16 protein-coding genes are annotated in these 14,126 nt (G+C 69.9%); 5 read left to right on the top strand and 11 right to left on the bottom strand.

Annotated features, from left to right (window positions below; all coding sequences use genetic code 11):
• Positions 1 to 65: 65 nt before the first annotated feature.
• On the bottom strand, positions 66 to 383 hold the full coding sequence (locus ML342_RS01165) for a high-potential iron-sulfur protein (protein WP_240125075.1): 318 nt from the start codon (positions 381 to 383) through the stop codon (positions 66 to 68).
• Positions 384 to 517: 134 nt separating this feature from the next.
• Here ML342_RS01165 and ML342_RS01160 point away from each other — a divergent pair, with 134 nt between their 5' ends.
• The 4 genes from ML342_RS01160 to mtnC are packed head-to-tail and all read left to right on the top strand — an operon-like array spanning position 518 to position 3,150.
• Positions 518 to 1,183 (top strand): class II aldolase/adducin family protein, encoded by a 666-nt coding sequence (locus ML342_RS01160; protein WP_240125074.1) that lies wholly within the window; start codon positions 518 to 520, stop codon positions 1,181 to 1,183.
• Positions 1,184 to 1,240: 57 nt separating this feature from the next.
• Complete coding sequence (locus ML342_RS01155) at positions 1,241 to 1,879, top strand: methylthioribulose 1-phosphate dehydratase (RefSeq protein WP_240125073.1); 639 nt, start codon at positions 1,241 to 1,243, stop codon at positions 1,877 to 1,879.
• Between the two features lie 21 nt (positions 1,880 to 1,900).
• Positions 1,901 to 2,458, top strand: coding sequence for a 1,2-dihydroxy-3-keto-5-methylthiopentene dioxygenase (locus ML342_RS01150; RefSeq protein WP_240125072.1), 558 nt, complete (start codon positions 1,901 to 1,903; stop codon positions 2,456 to 2,458).
• A complete protein-coding gene (gene mtnC / locus ML342_RS01145) occupies positions 2,455 to 3,150 on the top strand; it encodes an acireductone synthase (protein ID WP_240125071.1) in 696 nt (231 codons plus the stop codon). Before ML342_RS01150 ends, mtnC begins: the two co-directional genes overlap by 4 nt.
• Before the next feature lie 109 nt (positions 3,151 to 3,259).
• Here the strand turns inward: mtnC and ML342_RS01140 are convergent, their stop codons facing one another.
• Complete coding sequence (locus ML342_RS01140; RefSeq protein WP_240125070.1) at positions 3,260 to 4,636, bottom strand: calcineurin-like phosphoesterase C-terminal domain-containing protein; 1,377 nt, start codon at positions 4,634 to 4,636, stop codon at positions 3,260 to 3,262.
• Between the two features lie 78 nt (positions 4,637 to 4,714).
• On the opposite strand from ML342_RS01140, the gene ML342_RS01135 reads away from it, so the two are divergent.
• Positions 4,715 to 6,571 carry a sensor domain-containing diguanylate cyclase gene (locus ML342_RS01135; protein ID WP_240125069.1) on the top strand — a complete coding sequence of 619 codons (1,857 nt, stop codon included), beginning with the start codon at positions 4,715 to 4,717 and terminating at the stop codon, positions 6,569 to 6,571.
• 15 nt (positions 6,572 to 6,586) lie between these two features.
• On the opposite strand, the gene hisIE is transcribed toward ML342_RS01135, so the two are convergent.
• Genes hisIE through ML342_RS01090 form a run of 9 tightly spaced genes read right to left on the bottom strand, consistent with a single transcriptional unit; the run spans position 6,587 to position 13,995 of the window.
• A complete protein-coding gene (hisIE, locus tag ML342_RS01130; RefSeq protein WP_240125068.1) occupies positions 6,587 to 7,195 on the bottom strand; it encodes a bifunctional phosphoribosyl-AMP cyclohydrolase/phosphoribosyl-ATP diphosphatase HisIE in 609 nt (202 codons plus the stop codon).
• A complete protein-coding gene (gene hisF, locus ML342_RS01125; RefSeq protein ID WP_240125067.1) occupies positions 7,192 to 7,962 on the bottom strand; it encodes an imidazole glycerol phosphate synthase subunit HisF in 771 nt (256 codons plus the stop codon). The genes hisIE and hisF overlap by 4 nt, the downstream gene beginning before the upstream one ends.
• Positions 7,956 to 8,690 carry a 1-(5-phosphoribosyl)-5-[(5-phosphoribosylamino)methylideneamino]imidazole-4-carboxamide isomerase gene (hisA, locus tag ML342_RS01120; RefSeq protein ID WP_240125066.1) on the bottom strand — a complete coding sequence of 245 codons (735 nt, stop codon included), beginning with the start codon at positions 8,688 to 8,690 and terminating at the stop codon, positions 7,956 to 7,958. The genes hisF and hisA overlap by 7 nt, the downstream gene beginning before the upstream one ends.
• Positions 8,687 to 9,289: an imidazole glycerol phosphate synthase subunit HisH gene (gene hisH, locus ML342_RS01115; RefSeq protein ID WP_240125065.1), complete on the bottom strand. Its 603-nt coding sequence runs from the start codon at positions 9,287 to 9,289 to the stop codon at positions 8,687 to 8,689. Before hisH ends, hisA begins: the two co-directional genes overlap by 4 nt.
• Entirely contained in the window at positions 9,286 to 10,359 is a 1,074-nt protein-coding gene (gene hisB / locus ML342_RS01110; RefSeq protein ID WP_240125349.1) for a bifunctional histidinol-phosphatase/imidazoleglycerol-phosphate dehydratase HisB, read from the bottom strand. Before hisB ends, hisH begins: the two co-directional genes overlap by 4 nt.
• Before the next feature lie 2 nt (positions 10,360 to 10,361).
• Positions 10,362 to 11,453, bottom strand: a complete 1,092-nt coding sequence (gene hisC / locus ML342_RS01105; RefSeq protein WP_240125064.1) for a histidinol-phosphate transaminase — start codon at positions 11,451 to 11,453, stop codon at positions 10,362 to 10,364.
• Positions 11,450 to 12,748 carry a histidinol dehydrogenase gene (gene hisD, locus ML342_RS01100; protein ID WP_240125063.1) on the bottom strand — a complete coding sequence of 433 codons (1,299 nt, stop codon included), beginning with the start codon at positions 12,746 to 12,748 and terminating at the stop codon, positions 11,450 to 11,452. The genes hisC and hisD overlap by 4 nt, the downstream gene beginning before the upstream one ends.
• Positions 12,745 to 13,659: an ATP phosphoribosyltransferase gene (hisG, locus tag ML342_RS01095; RefSeq protein WP_240125062.1), complete on the bottom strand. Its 915-nt coding sequence runs from the start codon at positions 13,657 to 13,659 to the stop codon at positions 12,745 to 12,747. The genes hisD and hisG overlap by 4 nt, the downstream gene beginning before the upstream one ends.
• A gap of 12 nt (positions 13,660 to 13,671) precedes the next feature.
• A complete protein-coding gene (locus ML342_RS01090) occupies positions 13,672 to 13,995 on the bottom strand; it encodes a YerC/YecD family TrpR-related protein (protein WP_240125061.1) in 324 nt (107 codons plus the stop codon).
• Positions 13,996 to 14,126: the final 131 nt, after the last annotated feature.

Genomic DNA, 14,126 nt, shown 5'->3' with positions numbered 1-14,126 from the left:
ACAAAAACGAACGGCGCCGCAAGGCGCCGTTCGTTTTGGACGCGGCGAAGATGCCGTAGCCGCTATCAGGCCTTCTTCGCCCAGGCGCTGCACCAGCCCTTGGATGCCACGCTGTTTTTCGGGAACAGCTGGCAGGGGCCATAGGCTGCGCCGGCGGCACCCTTGAAGAAGTTGCAGTTGGCGCAGTGGCTGCCTGGCTTGAATGCCGGATGCTTGACGGTGGCCGCATCCTCGGCATAGGCCAGCGCCTTGGCCGCAGGATCGGCCGGGGTCAGCTTCGGCAGGTCGGCGGCCTGCGCCGACAGGGTGCGCAGCACCAGCGGGGCCGCAGCGGCGGCCGCGGCGAGCGTCACGAAACGGCGGCGGGAGCGATCGATCGTCATGGTCTACCTCGTGGCTTGGGGAACGCTGCGGGGAACATACGCCTTTCGAGACGCCCTGCACTGATCGAGATCAACCCTGCGCGAAGGCCGCCTCCATTATCCTATTCCGCTGTTTTCCTCTGCTTCACGCCCGCATGCACGACCACGAGCGCGCCGCCCGCCAGTCGCTGATCGACCACTGCCGGGCGATGAACGCCAGCGGCCTGTCCCTGCACAAATCCGGCAATGCCAGCCTGCGCTGGGGCACTGGCCTACTGATCACGCCGACCGGCCGCGCCTATGATCGCCTGCTGCCGGAGGACATCGTGTATCTCGAGGCAGACGGCACCTGCCCGCCGGGGCAGCTGATCCCATCCAGCGAATGGCGCTTCCACGTGGACATCATGAATGCGTTTCCGGACGTGAACGCGGTCGTGCACGTGCACTCCACCCATGCCACCGCGCTGGCCTGCCTGGGTGAGGGAATCCCGGCGTTCCATTACATGGTCGCCGTGGCCGGGGGCGACCACATCCCATGCGCGGAGTACGCCACCTTCGGCACCGCGGCGCTGTCGGACAACGTGCTGCGCGCCCTGGACGGCGGCCTGCGCGCCTGTCTGATGGCCAACCACGGCCAGGTGGCGACCGGCAAGACCCTGGCCGACGCCTATGCCCTGGCGGAAGAGGTCGAGAACCTGGCCCGCCAGTACCTGCTGGCGCGCAGCCTGGGCCCGACGCGCAACCTACCACCCGAGGAAATGGCCCTGGTGCTGGAGAAGTTCAAGTACTACGGCCAGCAGCGCACGCCAGAACGCGGCTGACCGTCCTGCTGCCGAATCGTCATATGGAGGCGGCGCCGCAGCCGCTACACTGCACGCATGGAAACTCCCGCCTTCGACCATACCCTGTTTGCCGGCTGCGCCGCGCAGATCATCCAGCACACCCGCGAGCTGGCCGCGCGCGGCTGGACTCCGGCCACCGCTGGCAACTTCTCGATCCGGATGAGCCCGGAACACGCGGCCATCACCATTTCCGGCAAGGACAAAGGGCGCCTGACCGAGGCCGACATCATGGTGGTGGACATGAACAACCACCCGGTCGCCACCCACCACCGCCCCTCGGCGGAGGCCGCGCTGCACACGCACCTGTACCGCAAGTTCCCCGAGGTGGGCGCGGTGCTGCATACCCATTCGCGCACCCAGACCATCGCCGGCCTGCTGTATGCCGACCAAGGCCGGGTGCGCCTGCGCGGCTATGAGCTGTTCAAAGCCCTGCGCGGGCACACCACCCACGACACCGAGGTGGACCTGCCGGTGGTGCCGAACGCGCAAGACATGGACGCGCTGACCGCCAGCGTGGATGCGGTGCTGACCACGCCCAACACCTGGGGCTACCTGATCGCCGGCCACGGCCTGTACGCCTGGGGCCGCGACATCAACGAGGCGCGCCGGCACCTGGACGCGTTCGAGTTCATGCTCGGCTGCGAGCTGGAAATGCGCCGCCTGGGCGCGCGCTGAGATTTGCGGAGGACGATGGCGATGAGCCGTTTGCGCATCTTCGACGAACACGCCCCCGACTCCCCGCTGCTGGCCACCACCGCGTTCGAGACCATGGCGGCCGAGCTGGCGCGGATCGGCGTGCAACTGGAGCGCTGGCAGCCGGCGCACCCGGTCCAGCCGGGCGACGCTCCTGAGGCGATCATGGCCGCCTATCGCGCCGACATCGACCGCCTGATGGCGCAGCGCGGCTTCCAGAGCGTGGACGTGGTCAGCATCGCCCCGGACAACCCGCAGAAGGACGCGCTGCGCGCCAAGTTCCTCGACGAGCATTTCCACAAGGAAGACGAGGTGCGCTTCTTCGTGGCCGGCAGCGGGCTGTTCACTCTGCACGTGGGCGACAAAGTGTACGAGGTGCTGTGCGAAGCCGGCGATCTGATCGCGGTGCCGGACGGCATGACCCACTGGTTCGACATGGGCCCGGCGCCCAGCTTCGTGGCGATCCGCTTCTTCACCACCCCGGACGGCTGGGTCGGCCACTTCACCGGTAGCGACATCGCGCGGCGGTTCCCGCGCTATGAGCAGGGGCAAGCGGCGTGACGACGGCTATCCTCACCGATATCGAAGGCACCACCTCGCCGATCGCCTTCGTGCGCGAGGTGCTGTTTCCTTATGCGCGCGCGCGCCTGCCGGGGTTCATCCGGGCCCATGGGCAGGCGCCGGAAGTGCGCCGCTGGCTGGATGCGGTGGCGGTGGAGATCGCCGCCGGCGCCTGCGACGATGCGGTGATCGTCGAAACCCTGCAGGGCTGGATCGATCAGGACCGCAAGCACACCGCGCTGAAGGCGCTGCAGGGCATGATCTGGGAGGCCGGCTACCGCGACGGCGATTTCACCGCGCCACTCTACCCCGACGTGCTGCCCGCACTGCAGGGCTGGCATGCGGCCGGACACCGGCTGGCGGTGTACTCCTCCGGCTCGGTGCCGGCGCAGAAGCTGCTGTTCTCGCACACCGAGGCGGGCGATCTCACCCCGCTGTTTTCCGGCTTCTTCGACACCGAGATCGGCGGCAAGCGCGAGGTTTCCAGCTACCGCGCGATCGCGCAGCGACTGGATCTGGCACCGGAGGCGATCCTGTTCCTGTCCGATGTGGTGGAGGAACTGGACGCCGCGCACGAAGCCGGGCTGCGCACCACCCTGCTCGACCGTGCGCAGGATTACCCGCAGCCGCGGCTGGGGGAGGCCACCCACGGGCACCCGCGCGCGGAATCGTTCGCACAGGTCACGCCCTGAGGCAGGCCGCCGGCGCCGCGACCGCTCGCGTTCGTGGCGAGCCTGTCGAACCATGGCCGGGGATGCGTACGAAATGAACGCCCCGCGCGCCGGCGGGAAATGGACCCGCCTACGGGGCGGCCTCGTCGAGGCGATAGCTGGTGCTGGCCTGCACCGGCCCGCGCCAGCGGTCGAACGCGCGCACCTCGATGCGATGCGTGCCTGCGGCCAGCGAGGTCGGCAGCGCGCCGCGCCAGAGGTGCATCGAAATCTCCGCTTCCGGCGAACGGTCGTAGCCGCGCAGCGCGGTCGCCTCGTCGTCGCGCCGGTTCTCGGCCTGCAGGCGCGGGTCCGGCAGCAGCACCTTCTTCATCGGCATCCAGTCGCCGCCGTCCACCCGGAACTCGACGCGGGTGGCGTCGTCGCCCATGTACACGTTGGCGAACACGCCCCAGGCCGGATACGCCCCGCGCCGCAGCACCTTCGGCGCCCACAGGCCGATCTGGGCATCGTCGGGGTCGCGCGCGGCATGCCAGGCCAGCGCATAGTCGCCGCCCGACTTCAGGGTGAGCACCGCGTAACCGTTCGGGGTGCCATCGGCCATGGTCGCATCCGGGATCCCCGCGGCGTCCTTCACGCCCGACCAGTACGCGCCGCAGGCCGCGCCCAGGTTGAACTCGTGCAGCGGCGCCGCGCCCTGCCAGCCGTCGGCTGCGGTGTGCCAGTAGTGGCGCTGGGTGTGGGTGTGCGCGCTCAGCACCAGCACGTGCGGGAACGGCTGCAGCAGCGCGAACAGGCGGGCGCGGTCGGCGTCGCGGAAGTTCTTCTTGCCGGGCTGGTCGAACAGCGGGATGTGCATCGCCAGCACCAGCAGCCGGTCCTTGGGCAGGGTCGGCAGCCAGCGCTCGAGGAAGGCGAACTGGTCCTCGCGCAGGCCGCCGATATAGGCCGGTCGCTGCCCCGGCAGCGGAATCACGTCGTTCAGCACCACGACGTTGGCCAGCGCCGCCTGCCGCGCCTGGGTGTCCGGGCCGATCGCAGCGCGGAATGCGGCGCTGGCCGCCTCGCCCGCCGCAAGGTCCAGATCGTGGTTGCCCGGCGCATACAGCCACGGCACCCCGAGCGACTCGGTCACCCGGCGCACTGCCGGCAGCAGGGCCGGCACATCGTCCACCAGATCGCCCAGGGTCAGCCCCAGGCGTACCGGCAGACGGCCCTGCAGCGGCTGCACGATGTCGCGGCGGAAGTAATCCACGTCGGCGTCCGATTTCACCTGCGGATCGCCGAACACCAGCACTTGCGCGCCCGCCCCGGCCAGCGCCGCCGGCGCGCGGCGATAGTCGATGCAGCCCGGGCCACGCCAGCCATCCGCGGCGGGCAGCGCCTGCGGGGCTTCCACCACCACCGGGACGCAGGCGGGCCGGTCGCCACCGGCCTGCGAGGCCGCGGCGGGCGGAAGGGCCGCCGTCAGCGGCAGCAGGCAACACAGCAGGAAGCTCTTGCGCATGCCCCATTATGCGCAGGCCGGAGGCAACCGGCCAGCCGCGCCTCTGCAGCCACGCCCGCCCTGCCCTAGAATGCCGGCATGGGGATGCATCGGGGGACATGGCGCAACCGCGCCCGCACGTCGTGGCTGGCCGCGCTGGCGCTGCTTGCGCTGCACATCTGCGCGTTCGCCAGCGCTGCGAATGCGCCGGCAGCGCTACGGCTGACGCCCGGCGACTCCCGCTTTTCGCTCTCGCCCAGCCTGACCTATTGGCACGACACCCAGGCCAGGGCGGACGTCACTCAGGCTTTTCGGCGCGCCGAAGCCGGGTTGTTCGCCCCGCTGCCGGACGGCAACCCGGCATTCGGCTTCCAAACCGGCGCCTATTGGTTCTATCTGCCGATCGAAAACGCGCAGCCCGACGAGCCCCGCTGGCTGCTGGTGCAGGAATACGCCCTCAGCGACACCCTGGATCTTTACCTGCGCTACCCCGATGGCCACATCGAACATCAGGTGGGCGGCGATCACGTGCCGTTCGAAGACCGCTTCGTGCGCTACCGGCACCCGAACTTCCGCATTGATCTTCCGGCGGGGCAGCGGGTGGAACTGCTGCTGCGGGTGCAGAGCGAGAGCTCGATGCAGGTGCCGCTGGTGCTGTACTCACCCAAAGCGTTTGCCGAGCTGATGCGCGATGCGCAGTTCTCCAACGGGCTGTACTACGGCATCGTGCTGGCGCTGCTGTGCTACAACCTGGTGCTGTGGCTGATGCTGCGCGATGCCGGCCATTTCTGGTATCTGCTGCATACCGCTGCGTTCGGGCTGGTGCTGTTCACCCTCAACGGCTATGGCTTCGAATATCTGTGGCCGAATTCGCCCTGGCTGGCGGACGTGTCGGTGCCGCTGTCGATCTGCCTCGCACTGATCGGCATGCAGCTGTTCTCGCGCAGCTTCCTCGATCTCCCCAAACGCTGGCCGGCGGGCAATCTTGCCTGCCTGTGCCTGGTCGGTTTCTTTGCCCTGCTCGGGCTGGCCTCGCTGTGGCTGCCCTACAGCGTGGCCACTCCGATCGCCTCGCGCGCGGTGCTGGTGGGGATCATCTGGATCATCACCGCCTCGCTGGTGATGATGCGCCGCGGCTACCAGCCGGCCCGCCTGTTCCTGCTGGCCTGGGCCCTGTTTCTGGCGGGCGTCACGGCGTTCACCCTGCTGGCCTTCGGCCTGGTTCCGCAGAACTTCTGGACTCAGAACGGCGTGCAGGTCGGCTCGGCACTGGAGCTATTGCTGCTGTCGCTGGCGCTCGGACGCCGGTATGCGGGCCTGCGCGAGGAAAACATCCGCATCGTGCAGGATGCCAACGAGCGGCTGGAGCGCGGCCTGATCGACCGCACCCGCGAGCTGCGCACCACCATGGCCCAGCTGGGCGAAGCCAACGTGCAGCTGCGCGAATACAGCCGGCGCGACCCCCTGACCGGGCTGTTCAACCGCCGCCACTTCCACGAGTCGCTCACCCAGTGGCTGCACGCGCAGGACGGCCAGAATCGGCCGTTGGCGTTGCTGCTGCTGGATCTGGATCATTTCAAGCAGATCAACGACACCTATGGCCACCTGGCCGGGGATGATTGCCTGAACGCCGCCGCGCGTTGTCTGGAGGAAGTTGCACGCAAGCATGCCGGCCTGGCCGCACGCTTCGGCGGCGAGGAGTTCGTGCTCGTGCTGCCGGGCGCCGACGCCCAGACCGCGCTGCAAGTGGCCGAATCGGTGCGGCTGCGGATCCAGCAGACCTGCGTGGAGAATCACGGCCAGCGCATTCCGCTGAGCACCAGCATCGGGGTGCATACCGTCAGCCCCGGTCAGACGATCCTACCGGAGACCGTGATCCGGCTGGCGGACGAGGCGCTGTACCGCGCCAAGCGCGAGGGCCGCAACTGCGTGCGGCATTCGATCAGCGTCGCCTGATCCGGCGCGCGGCCGTCAGCTTCCCCGCGCGGCGAGCACGCGCCGGGCATCGTCCAGCCCCAGCCCGCGCGCGCGCAGCAGCACCAGCAGGTGATACAGCAGGTCCGCCGCCTCGCCCAGCAGCGCCTCGTCGTCCTGCGCCACCGCGGCCAGCGCGGTTTCCACGCCCTCCTCGCCGACCTTCTGCGCGATCCGGCGGATGCCGGCCTCCAACAGCCGGGTGGTGTAGCTGCCCTGCGGGCGCTCCTGCGCGCGGCGGGCGATGAGGGCGTCCAGCGCGGACAGCGCATCACCCGGCGCCGCGGGGAAACAACTGGCACGCCCGAGGTGGCAGGTCGGGCCGTGCGGGCGCGCCTGCACCAGCAGGGTGTCGGCATCGCAATCGGCGTCCACCGTCACCAGCGCCAGCACGTGCCCGGAGGACTCGCCCTTGGTCCACAGCCGCTGCCTGCTGCGGCTGTAGAACGTCACCTGGCCGCTGGCCAGCGTCGCCGCCAGTGCCGCGCGGTCCATGTAGCCCAGCATCAGCACGCGCAGGGTATCGGCGTCCTGCACGATGGCCGGCAGCAGGCCGCCCTGCTTGTCCCAGGCCAGCGCCTCGATCTCCAACGTCGCCTTGCTCATAGCCGCACCTCGATCCCCTGCCCGCGCAGGAATTGCTTGAGCGCGGGGATCTCCACCGCGCCGGAATGGAACACGCTGGCCGCCAGCGCCGCATCCACGTCGCTCTCCAGAAAGACCTGCGCGAAGTGCGCCGGCGCGCCGGCCCCACCGGAGGCCACCAGCGGCACCTGGCAAACGGCGCGCGCGGCCTTGAGCTGGGCGATGTCATAGCCACTGCGCACGCCGTCGCTGCCCATGCAGTTGAGCACGATCTCCCCGGCCCCCAGGCGCTGCGCCTGTGCGATCCAGTCCAGGGTACGCTTGCCCGGCGCGCGCATCGCATCGGGATTTCCGGTATGGCTGCGCACGCGCCATTCGCCGTCGGCCTCGCGCACGGAATCGATGCCGACCACCACGCACTGCACGCCGAACGCCTCGGCCAGTTCGGCGATCAGCGCCGGCCGCTCCAGTGCCGGGGTGTTGACGGAAATCTTGTCGGCGCCGGCATGCAGCACCGCGCGCGCATCCTCCACGCTGCGGATGCCGCCCGCCACGCAGAACGGAATGTCGATGAGCCGCGCCACCCGCTCCACCCAGGCGCGATCGACGCTTCGCCCTTCGGGGCTGGCGGCGATGTCGTAGAACACCAGCTCGTCGGCGCCGGCGTCGCGGTAGCGCAGTGCCAGCTCGACGATATCGCCCATGTCCACGTGGTCGCGGAAGCGCACCCCCTTGACCACGCGGCCATCGCGCACGTCCAGGCAGGGAATCAGGCGGCGGCTCAACATGCCAGCGCCTCCGCCAGCGCCAGCCGCCCGTCCAGCAGCGCCTTGCCCAGCACCGCGCCGGCGCAGCCAGCGGCGCGCGCCGCGGCCACGTCGGCGGCATCGCGCACCCCGCCGCTGGCCTGCACGCGCACACCCGGATGCGCCACGCACAGGCGACGGTAGAGGTCGAGGTTCGGCCCGGCCAGCATGCCGTCGCGGGCGATGTCGGTGCACAGCAGGTGCACCAGCCCGGCGTCGGCATAGCGCGCCAGCAGCGCGTCCAGCGTCTCGGCGGCGACCTGCGTCCAGCCGTGCACCGGCAGGCGCCATGTGCCCGCCGCGTCCTGCCGTGCGTCCAGCGCGATAGTGATCCGCTCGCTGCCGAACGTGGCCAGCCAGCCGATCACGGTATCCGGCGCGGTCACCGCCAGCGAGCCCACCACTACCCGCGCCGCGCCGGCCTCCAGCAGCGCCGCCACATCATGCGCGCTGCGCACGCCGCCGCCGGTCTGCACCTGCAAGCCGGTGCGTGCATGGATGTCGCGCAGCAGCGGCTGCAGGGTGTAACCGCCGGCCTTGGCGGCGTCCAGATCGACCAGATGCAGCCATGCCGCGCCGGCGTCGGCATAGCGCTGCGCGAATGCCAGCGGGTCGTCGCCGTAGCGGGTTTCGTCGGCGTAGTCGCCCTGACGCAGGCGCACCACCCGGCCGGCGCGGATGTCGAGGGCGGGATAGACGGTGAAGCTCATGCAGGCGTCCAGCGCAGGAAGTTGGCGAGCAGGCGCGCCCCAACACTGGCGGAGCGCTCGGGGTGGAACTGGGCACCAGCGATACGGCCACGCGCGACCATGGCGGCGAAACACTCGCCGTGGGTGCACGCGGCGATGCAGTCGCCGGTCACCGGCGCCGCGTAGCCGTGGACGAAATAAGCGTGGCTGCCTGAGGCAATACCTTCCAGCAGCGGCGAATCCACGCATGGCTCCAGCGTGTTCCAACCCATGTGCGGCACCCGCTGGCCGGGGCCACCCTGCAGCTTGCGCACGCGGCCGGGCAGCAGCCCGAGGCAGGCCACCTCGCCCTCCTCCGAGCCTTCGAATAGCAGCTGCATGCCAAGGCAGATGCCCAGCAGCGGCACCTCCAGGCGCGGCAGCACGTCGGCGAAGCCGCGTTCGCGCAGCAGCGCCATCGCGGGTGCTGCCGCACCGACGCCCGGCAGCAGCACGCGCGGCATGCCGCGTAGGCCATCAGCGTCGCGCACGATGCGCGGGCGCGCGCCCAGCCGCTCCAACGCGTAGCAGACCGATCCGAAGTTGGCCCCGCCGGCGTCGATCACTGCGACGTCCATCACAGCACCCCCTTGGTCGAGGGCAGCTCCATGCCGTCACGGCGGATTGCTTGCCGCAATGCGCGTGCCACCGCTTTGAAGCAGGCTTCGATCTGGTGATGATCGTTCTCGCCTTGCACCTGCAAATGCAGGTTGAAGCCGGCGGCATCGCACAGGGAACGGAAGAAGTGCGGTACGAGCTCGGTGGGAAGCTCGCCCACGCGTTCACGCCGAAATGCGCCCGTGAACACGCAATAGGGACGGCCGCTGCAATCGAGCGCAGCGCTGGCCAGCGTCTCGTCCATCGGCAGGGTGAACCCGTAGCGGCCGATGCCACGCTTGTCGCCCAGCGCTTCGCGCAGGGCCTGGCCTAGCGCCAGCGCGGTGTCCTCGACGGTATGGTGCTCGTCGATGTGCAAATCGCCCTCGGCGCGGATCGTGAGCGCAAACCCGCCGTGCTTGCCGAGCTGCTCCAGCATGTGGTCGAAAAAGGCAAGCCCGGTGGCGACCTGCGGCTCCGCCGCGCGATCCAGGTCCACTTCCACGCGGATCTTCGTTTCCTTCGTGTTGCGCACGACCGTGGCCTGGCGCGGCGCATCCGCCAGTGCGTGGGCGATGCCCGCCCAATCCCACTCGCCGCCGAACTGCGCAGTGGCGAGCTGAAAGCCGCGGATATGCAGGTTCGCGGCGAACTCCATGTCGGTCGGACGGTCGCCCACCATCGCGCTACGCGCCCAGTCGATGCGGCGATCCTGTAGATAGGCGGTCAGCATGCCGATCCCGGGCTTGCGGTTGGGGCTGTTGTCGGCCGGCAGGCTGCAGTCGATCAGCTCATCGCGGAACACGATGCCCTGGCTTTCGAACACCTGCCGCATCAGCGCGTGCGGGCCATCGAACGCCGCGCGCGGGAAGGCGTCGCTACCGAGGCCATCCTGGTTGCTGACGATCACGAACTCATAGCCGGCATCGCGCAGCTTCAGCAGTGCTGGGATGACCCCGCGCACGAAGCGCAGCTTTTCGTAGGCGTCGATCTGGAAATCGGCCGGCTCCTCGATCAGAGTGCCGTCGCGATCGACGAACAGAATCGGACGCAGGCTCATGCCGCCGCCTCCACACGCAGCGTCGCGAGCACGGCCAGCACCCGCCGGCATTCCTCCATGGTGCCCACACTGATGCGCAGGGCATCGCCCAGCTGCGGCAACGCGCGCATGTCGCGCACCACTACGCCCGCAGCCAGCAGCGCATTGAACGCATCCTGCGCATCGACAAAGCGCACCAGCAGGAAGTTGCCCGCCGAGGGGTAGACCCGGCGCACGGCCGGCAGCGCGCGCAGGCCATCGGCCAGCCGCGCGCGCGCCTCGCGCACGGCCTGCATGCGGTTGCGGGTCAGCGCCAGCGCCTCCGGCGCCAGCGCGGCCAGCGCCGCCTCCACCACCGGCTGCGGCACCGGATACGGGGCCTGACAGCGGCGCAGGGCCTCGATCAGCGCGGGATTGCCAATCACGCAGCCCACCCGCGCCGCAGCCAGCGCGTGTGCTTTGGACAGGGTGCGCAGCACCGCGATGTTGTCGTGGTCGGTCAGCAGCGTAGTGGCGGACGGCACGTCGGCATATTCGCCGTAGGCCTCGTCCACCACTACCAGGCAGCGGCCGCGCAGATGCCGCGCCAGCGCGGCGATCGCGTCCAGCGGCAGCAGTTCGCCGGACGGGTTTCCCGGCGAGCACAGGAACAGCAGGCTCGCGCCGCTCTCCAGCGCGGCATCGCCCATCGCGGCAAGATCCGCGCACAGCCCTGCCTCGCTGTCGCGCAGCGGCACCTCGACGACCTCCGCCCCGTGCAGGCGCGCGCACACCGCGTACATGCCAAACACCGGCGGGGCGATGACGATGCGGCCGCGCCCCGGCGCGCAGAACGCGCGCACCAGCAGGTCGATGCCTTCGTCGCTGCCGCGGCCGATCAGCAGCTGCGCCGGCGCGACGCGATAGAGCTGGGCCAGGCGCTCGCGCAGCCCCTGCGGCTGAGGTGAAGGATAGCGGCGCAGGGTCGCGCCGGGGTCGGACGGATTCGCCCACGCCGACTCGTTGGCATTGAGCCAGACCGAACCGGACAGCGCTTCGCTGCGTGCCGACCTGTAGCCGCCGAAGTCGCGCAGATCCTCGCGCAACAGCGCGTTCACCGTGGTGCTCATGCCGCTTGCTCCAATCGCAGTTCGACTGCGCGCGCGTGGGCCTGCAGGCCCTCGGCGTGCGCCAGGGTGGCCGCGCAGGGCCCGGCGCTGGCGATCCCGGCGCGGCTGGCTTCCTGCACGCTGATGGCTTTCTGGAAACTGGCCACGGACAGCCCGCTCCACGCGCGCGCAGCGCCGCCGGTGGGCAGGACGTGATTGCTGCCGCTGCAGTAGTCGCCCAGTGCCTCCGGCGTCCAGTCGCCGAGGAAGATGCTGCCGGCGCTGTCGATGCGGTCCAGCCAGGCGCGCGGCGCGCGCACCGCCAGGATCAGATGCTCAGGCGCATACATATTGCTGATGTCGATCGCCTGCGCGATGTCGCGCACCAGCACCAGCCGCGATGCCTCCAGCGCGCGCTGCGCGATCTCGGCGCGCGGCAGTCGCGCCAGCTGGGACTCGACTTCCGCCGCCACCGCATCCAGCAGCACGGCGCTGTCGGTCAGCAGCAACACCTGCGAATCGGGCCCGTGTTCGGCCTGCGACAGCAGGTCGGCGGCGACGAACGCGGGGTTGGCGCCGCTATCTGCGATCACCAGCACTTCCGACGGGCCGGCCGGCATATCGATCCCGGGACCGCCAGGACGCTGCGCGGCCTGCCGCTTGGCTTCGTCCACCCACGCGTTGCCGGGGCCGAACAGCTTGTCGCAGCGCGGAACACGGACGGTGCCAAGCGCCATCGCCGCGATCGCCTGGGCGCCGCCGAGCTTGAACACGCGCACGCCCGGCGCCTGCCGCGCGGCCAGCAGCACCGCCGGATCGGCGCTGCCGTCCGCGCGCGGTGGCGTGCACAGGATCACTTCGGCGCAGCCGGCCAGCCGCGCCGGCACGCACAGCATCAACGCGGTCGAAGGCAGCGGCGCGCTGCCCGCGGGCACGTACAGGCCCACCCGGCGAATCGGTCGCTGCACGCGCTGGCAGGTCAGGCCGGGTGCGGTTTCCACTTCATAAGGCTGCGCGATGCCGGCCTGGTGGAAGGCCTCGATCCGCGCGGCCGCCTCGGCGATCGCCGCCTGCACCTCCGCAGGCACGGCCTCGGCAGCGCGGGCGAACTCATCCGCATCCACTTCGAAATCCTGCAGCGTCACGCCATCGAACCGCGCGGTGAAGTCGCGCAGGGCGTCGTCGCCGCGCGCGGCGACCGCCTCGAAGATCGCCTGCACGCCGCGGCGCACGGCGTCGGACACCGCCTGCACCGGCCGCTGCAGCACGGCCGCGCGCGCGGCCTCGTCCAACTGGTTCCAGTCGATGCGCTTCATGCCAGCATCCGCTCCACCGGCAGCACCATCAGCCCGCGCGCCCCGGCGCGCTTGAGGTCTTCCAGCCGCTGCCAGGTCATCGCCCCGTGGCACAGGGCCTGTAAGGCCAGGGTATCGGCGCCATCGATCGGACATACGGTCGGCGGCTCGGCGTCCGGCAGCAGTTGCAACACCTGCGGCAATGCCTCGCGCGGGGCCTGGAACAGCAGCAGCTTGCTGTCGCGGATACGCAGCACGCCGTCCATGCGCCGCAGCAGCAGGTCGGCAAGCTCGGCGCGCACGTCGGAAAACGGCTGCACCGGCCCCGCCAGCACCGCTTCGCTCTGCAAGATGTCCAGCACCGGTTTGAGCTGGTTGGCGGCCAGAGTGGCACCACTGGACACCAGGTCGCAGACGGCATCGGCCTGACCGAGGCGCGGCGCGATCTCCACCGAGCCGCTGAGCACCACGATGTCGGCGTCGACCTGCTGCTGGCGCAGCCAGGCGCGCAGCTGATTGGGATAGGTGGTGGCGATGCGCTTGCCGGCCAGCTGTGCCGGCCCCTGCCAGTCCCAGCCTTCGGGCACCGCGATCGACAGCCGGCAGCCGCCGAAGGCGAGCGCGCGCCATTCGCGGAACGCCGGCGGCAGGCCGGCCTCGCTGCGCTCGCCCGCCTGCTCCAGCAGGACGTTGCGGCCGACCACGCCGAGGTCGCAGACGCCGTCGGCGATCAGCCCGGGGATGTCGTCATCACGCACCAGCAGCAGATCGATGGGCAGCGATTCGCCATAGCAGAACAAGCGGTCGCGGCTTTCACGCCAGCTCAGGCCGGCGGAGGCCAGCAGGGCACGCGCCGGCTCGCTCAGGCGTCCGGATTTCTGGATGGCGATGCGCAGACGGTCACGCACCGCCGGAGTGGCGGAAGGGCTCATGGCGAGGCGATTTCAGTGGGAGTCGTGGAGAAGTCCGAGACGGCGGGCGGCGATCCGGTAGCCGCCAGCGCCGCGCTCCAGGCAGCGCGCGACGCGACCAATGGTGGTGACGCTGACCTTGGTGCGCTCGTGGATTTCGCGATACGGCAAGCCTTGCAGCAGCTGAGGCACTACCCGCCAACGGTCGCCCATCGCCTCCAGTTCGGCCGGCGTGCACAGATCTTCGAGGAACGCGCGCACCTCGGCCGGATCCTTGAGCGATGCCAGCACATAAGCCAGTGCGTCGATGGCGACGGCAGCATCGTAAGGCGGCAGGGGTTCGGGGCGCTGCTTCATCTGGAGACTGGGAAGGAATGGGTGTCGCGTTAACGAACTAACGCATTAGCGTATTAATGTATTAGCACGATAATCCAAAAAAAAGAGCGCGTCAACCGCGCCCTCCTCTTTCCCTGGGGCGTATTTCCCGG

This window comes from Thermomonas alba, from assembly GCF_022419205.1.
Classification (GTDB): Bacteria; Pseudomonadota; Gammaproteobacteria; order Xanthomonadales; family Xanthomonadaceae; genus Thermomonas; species Thermomonas alba.
The sequence above is the reverse complement of the archived record's forward strand: the minus strand, read 5'-3'. Positions and strand labels throughout refer to the sequence as shown.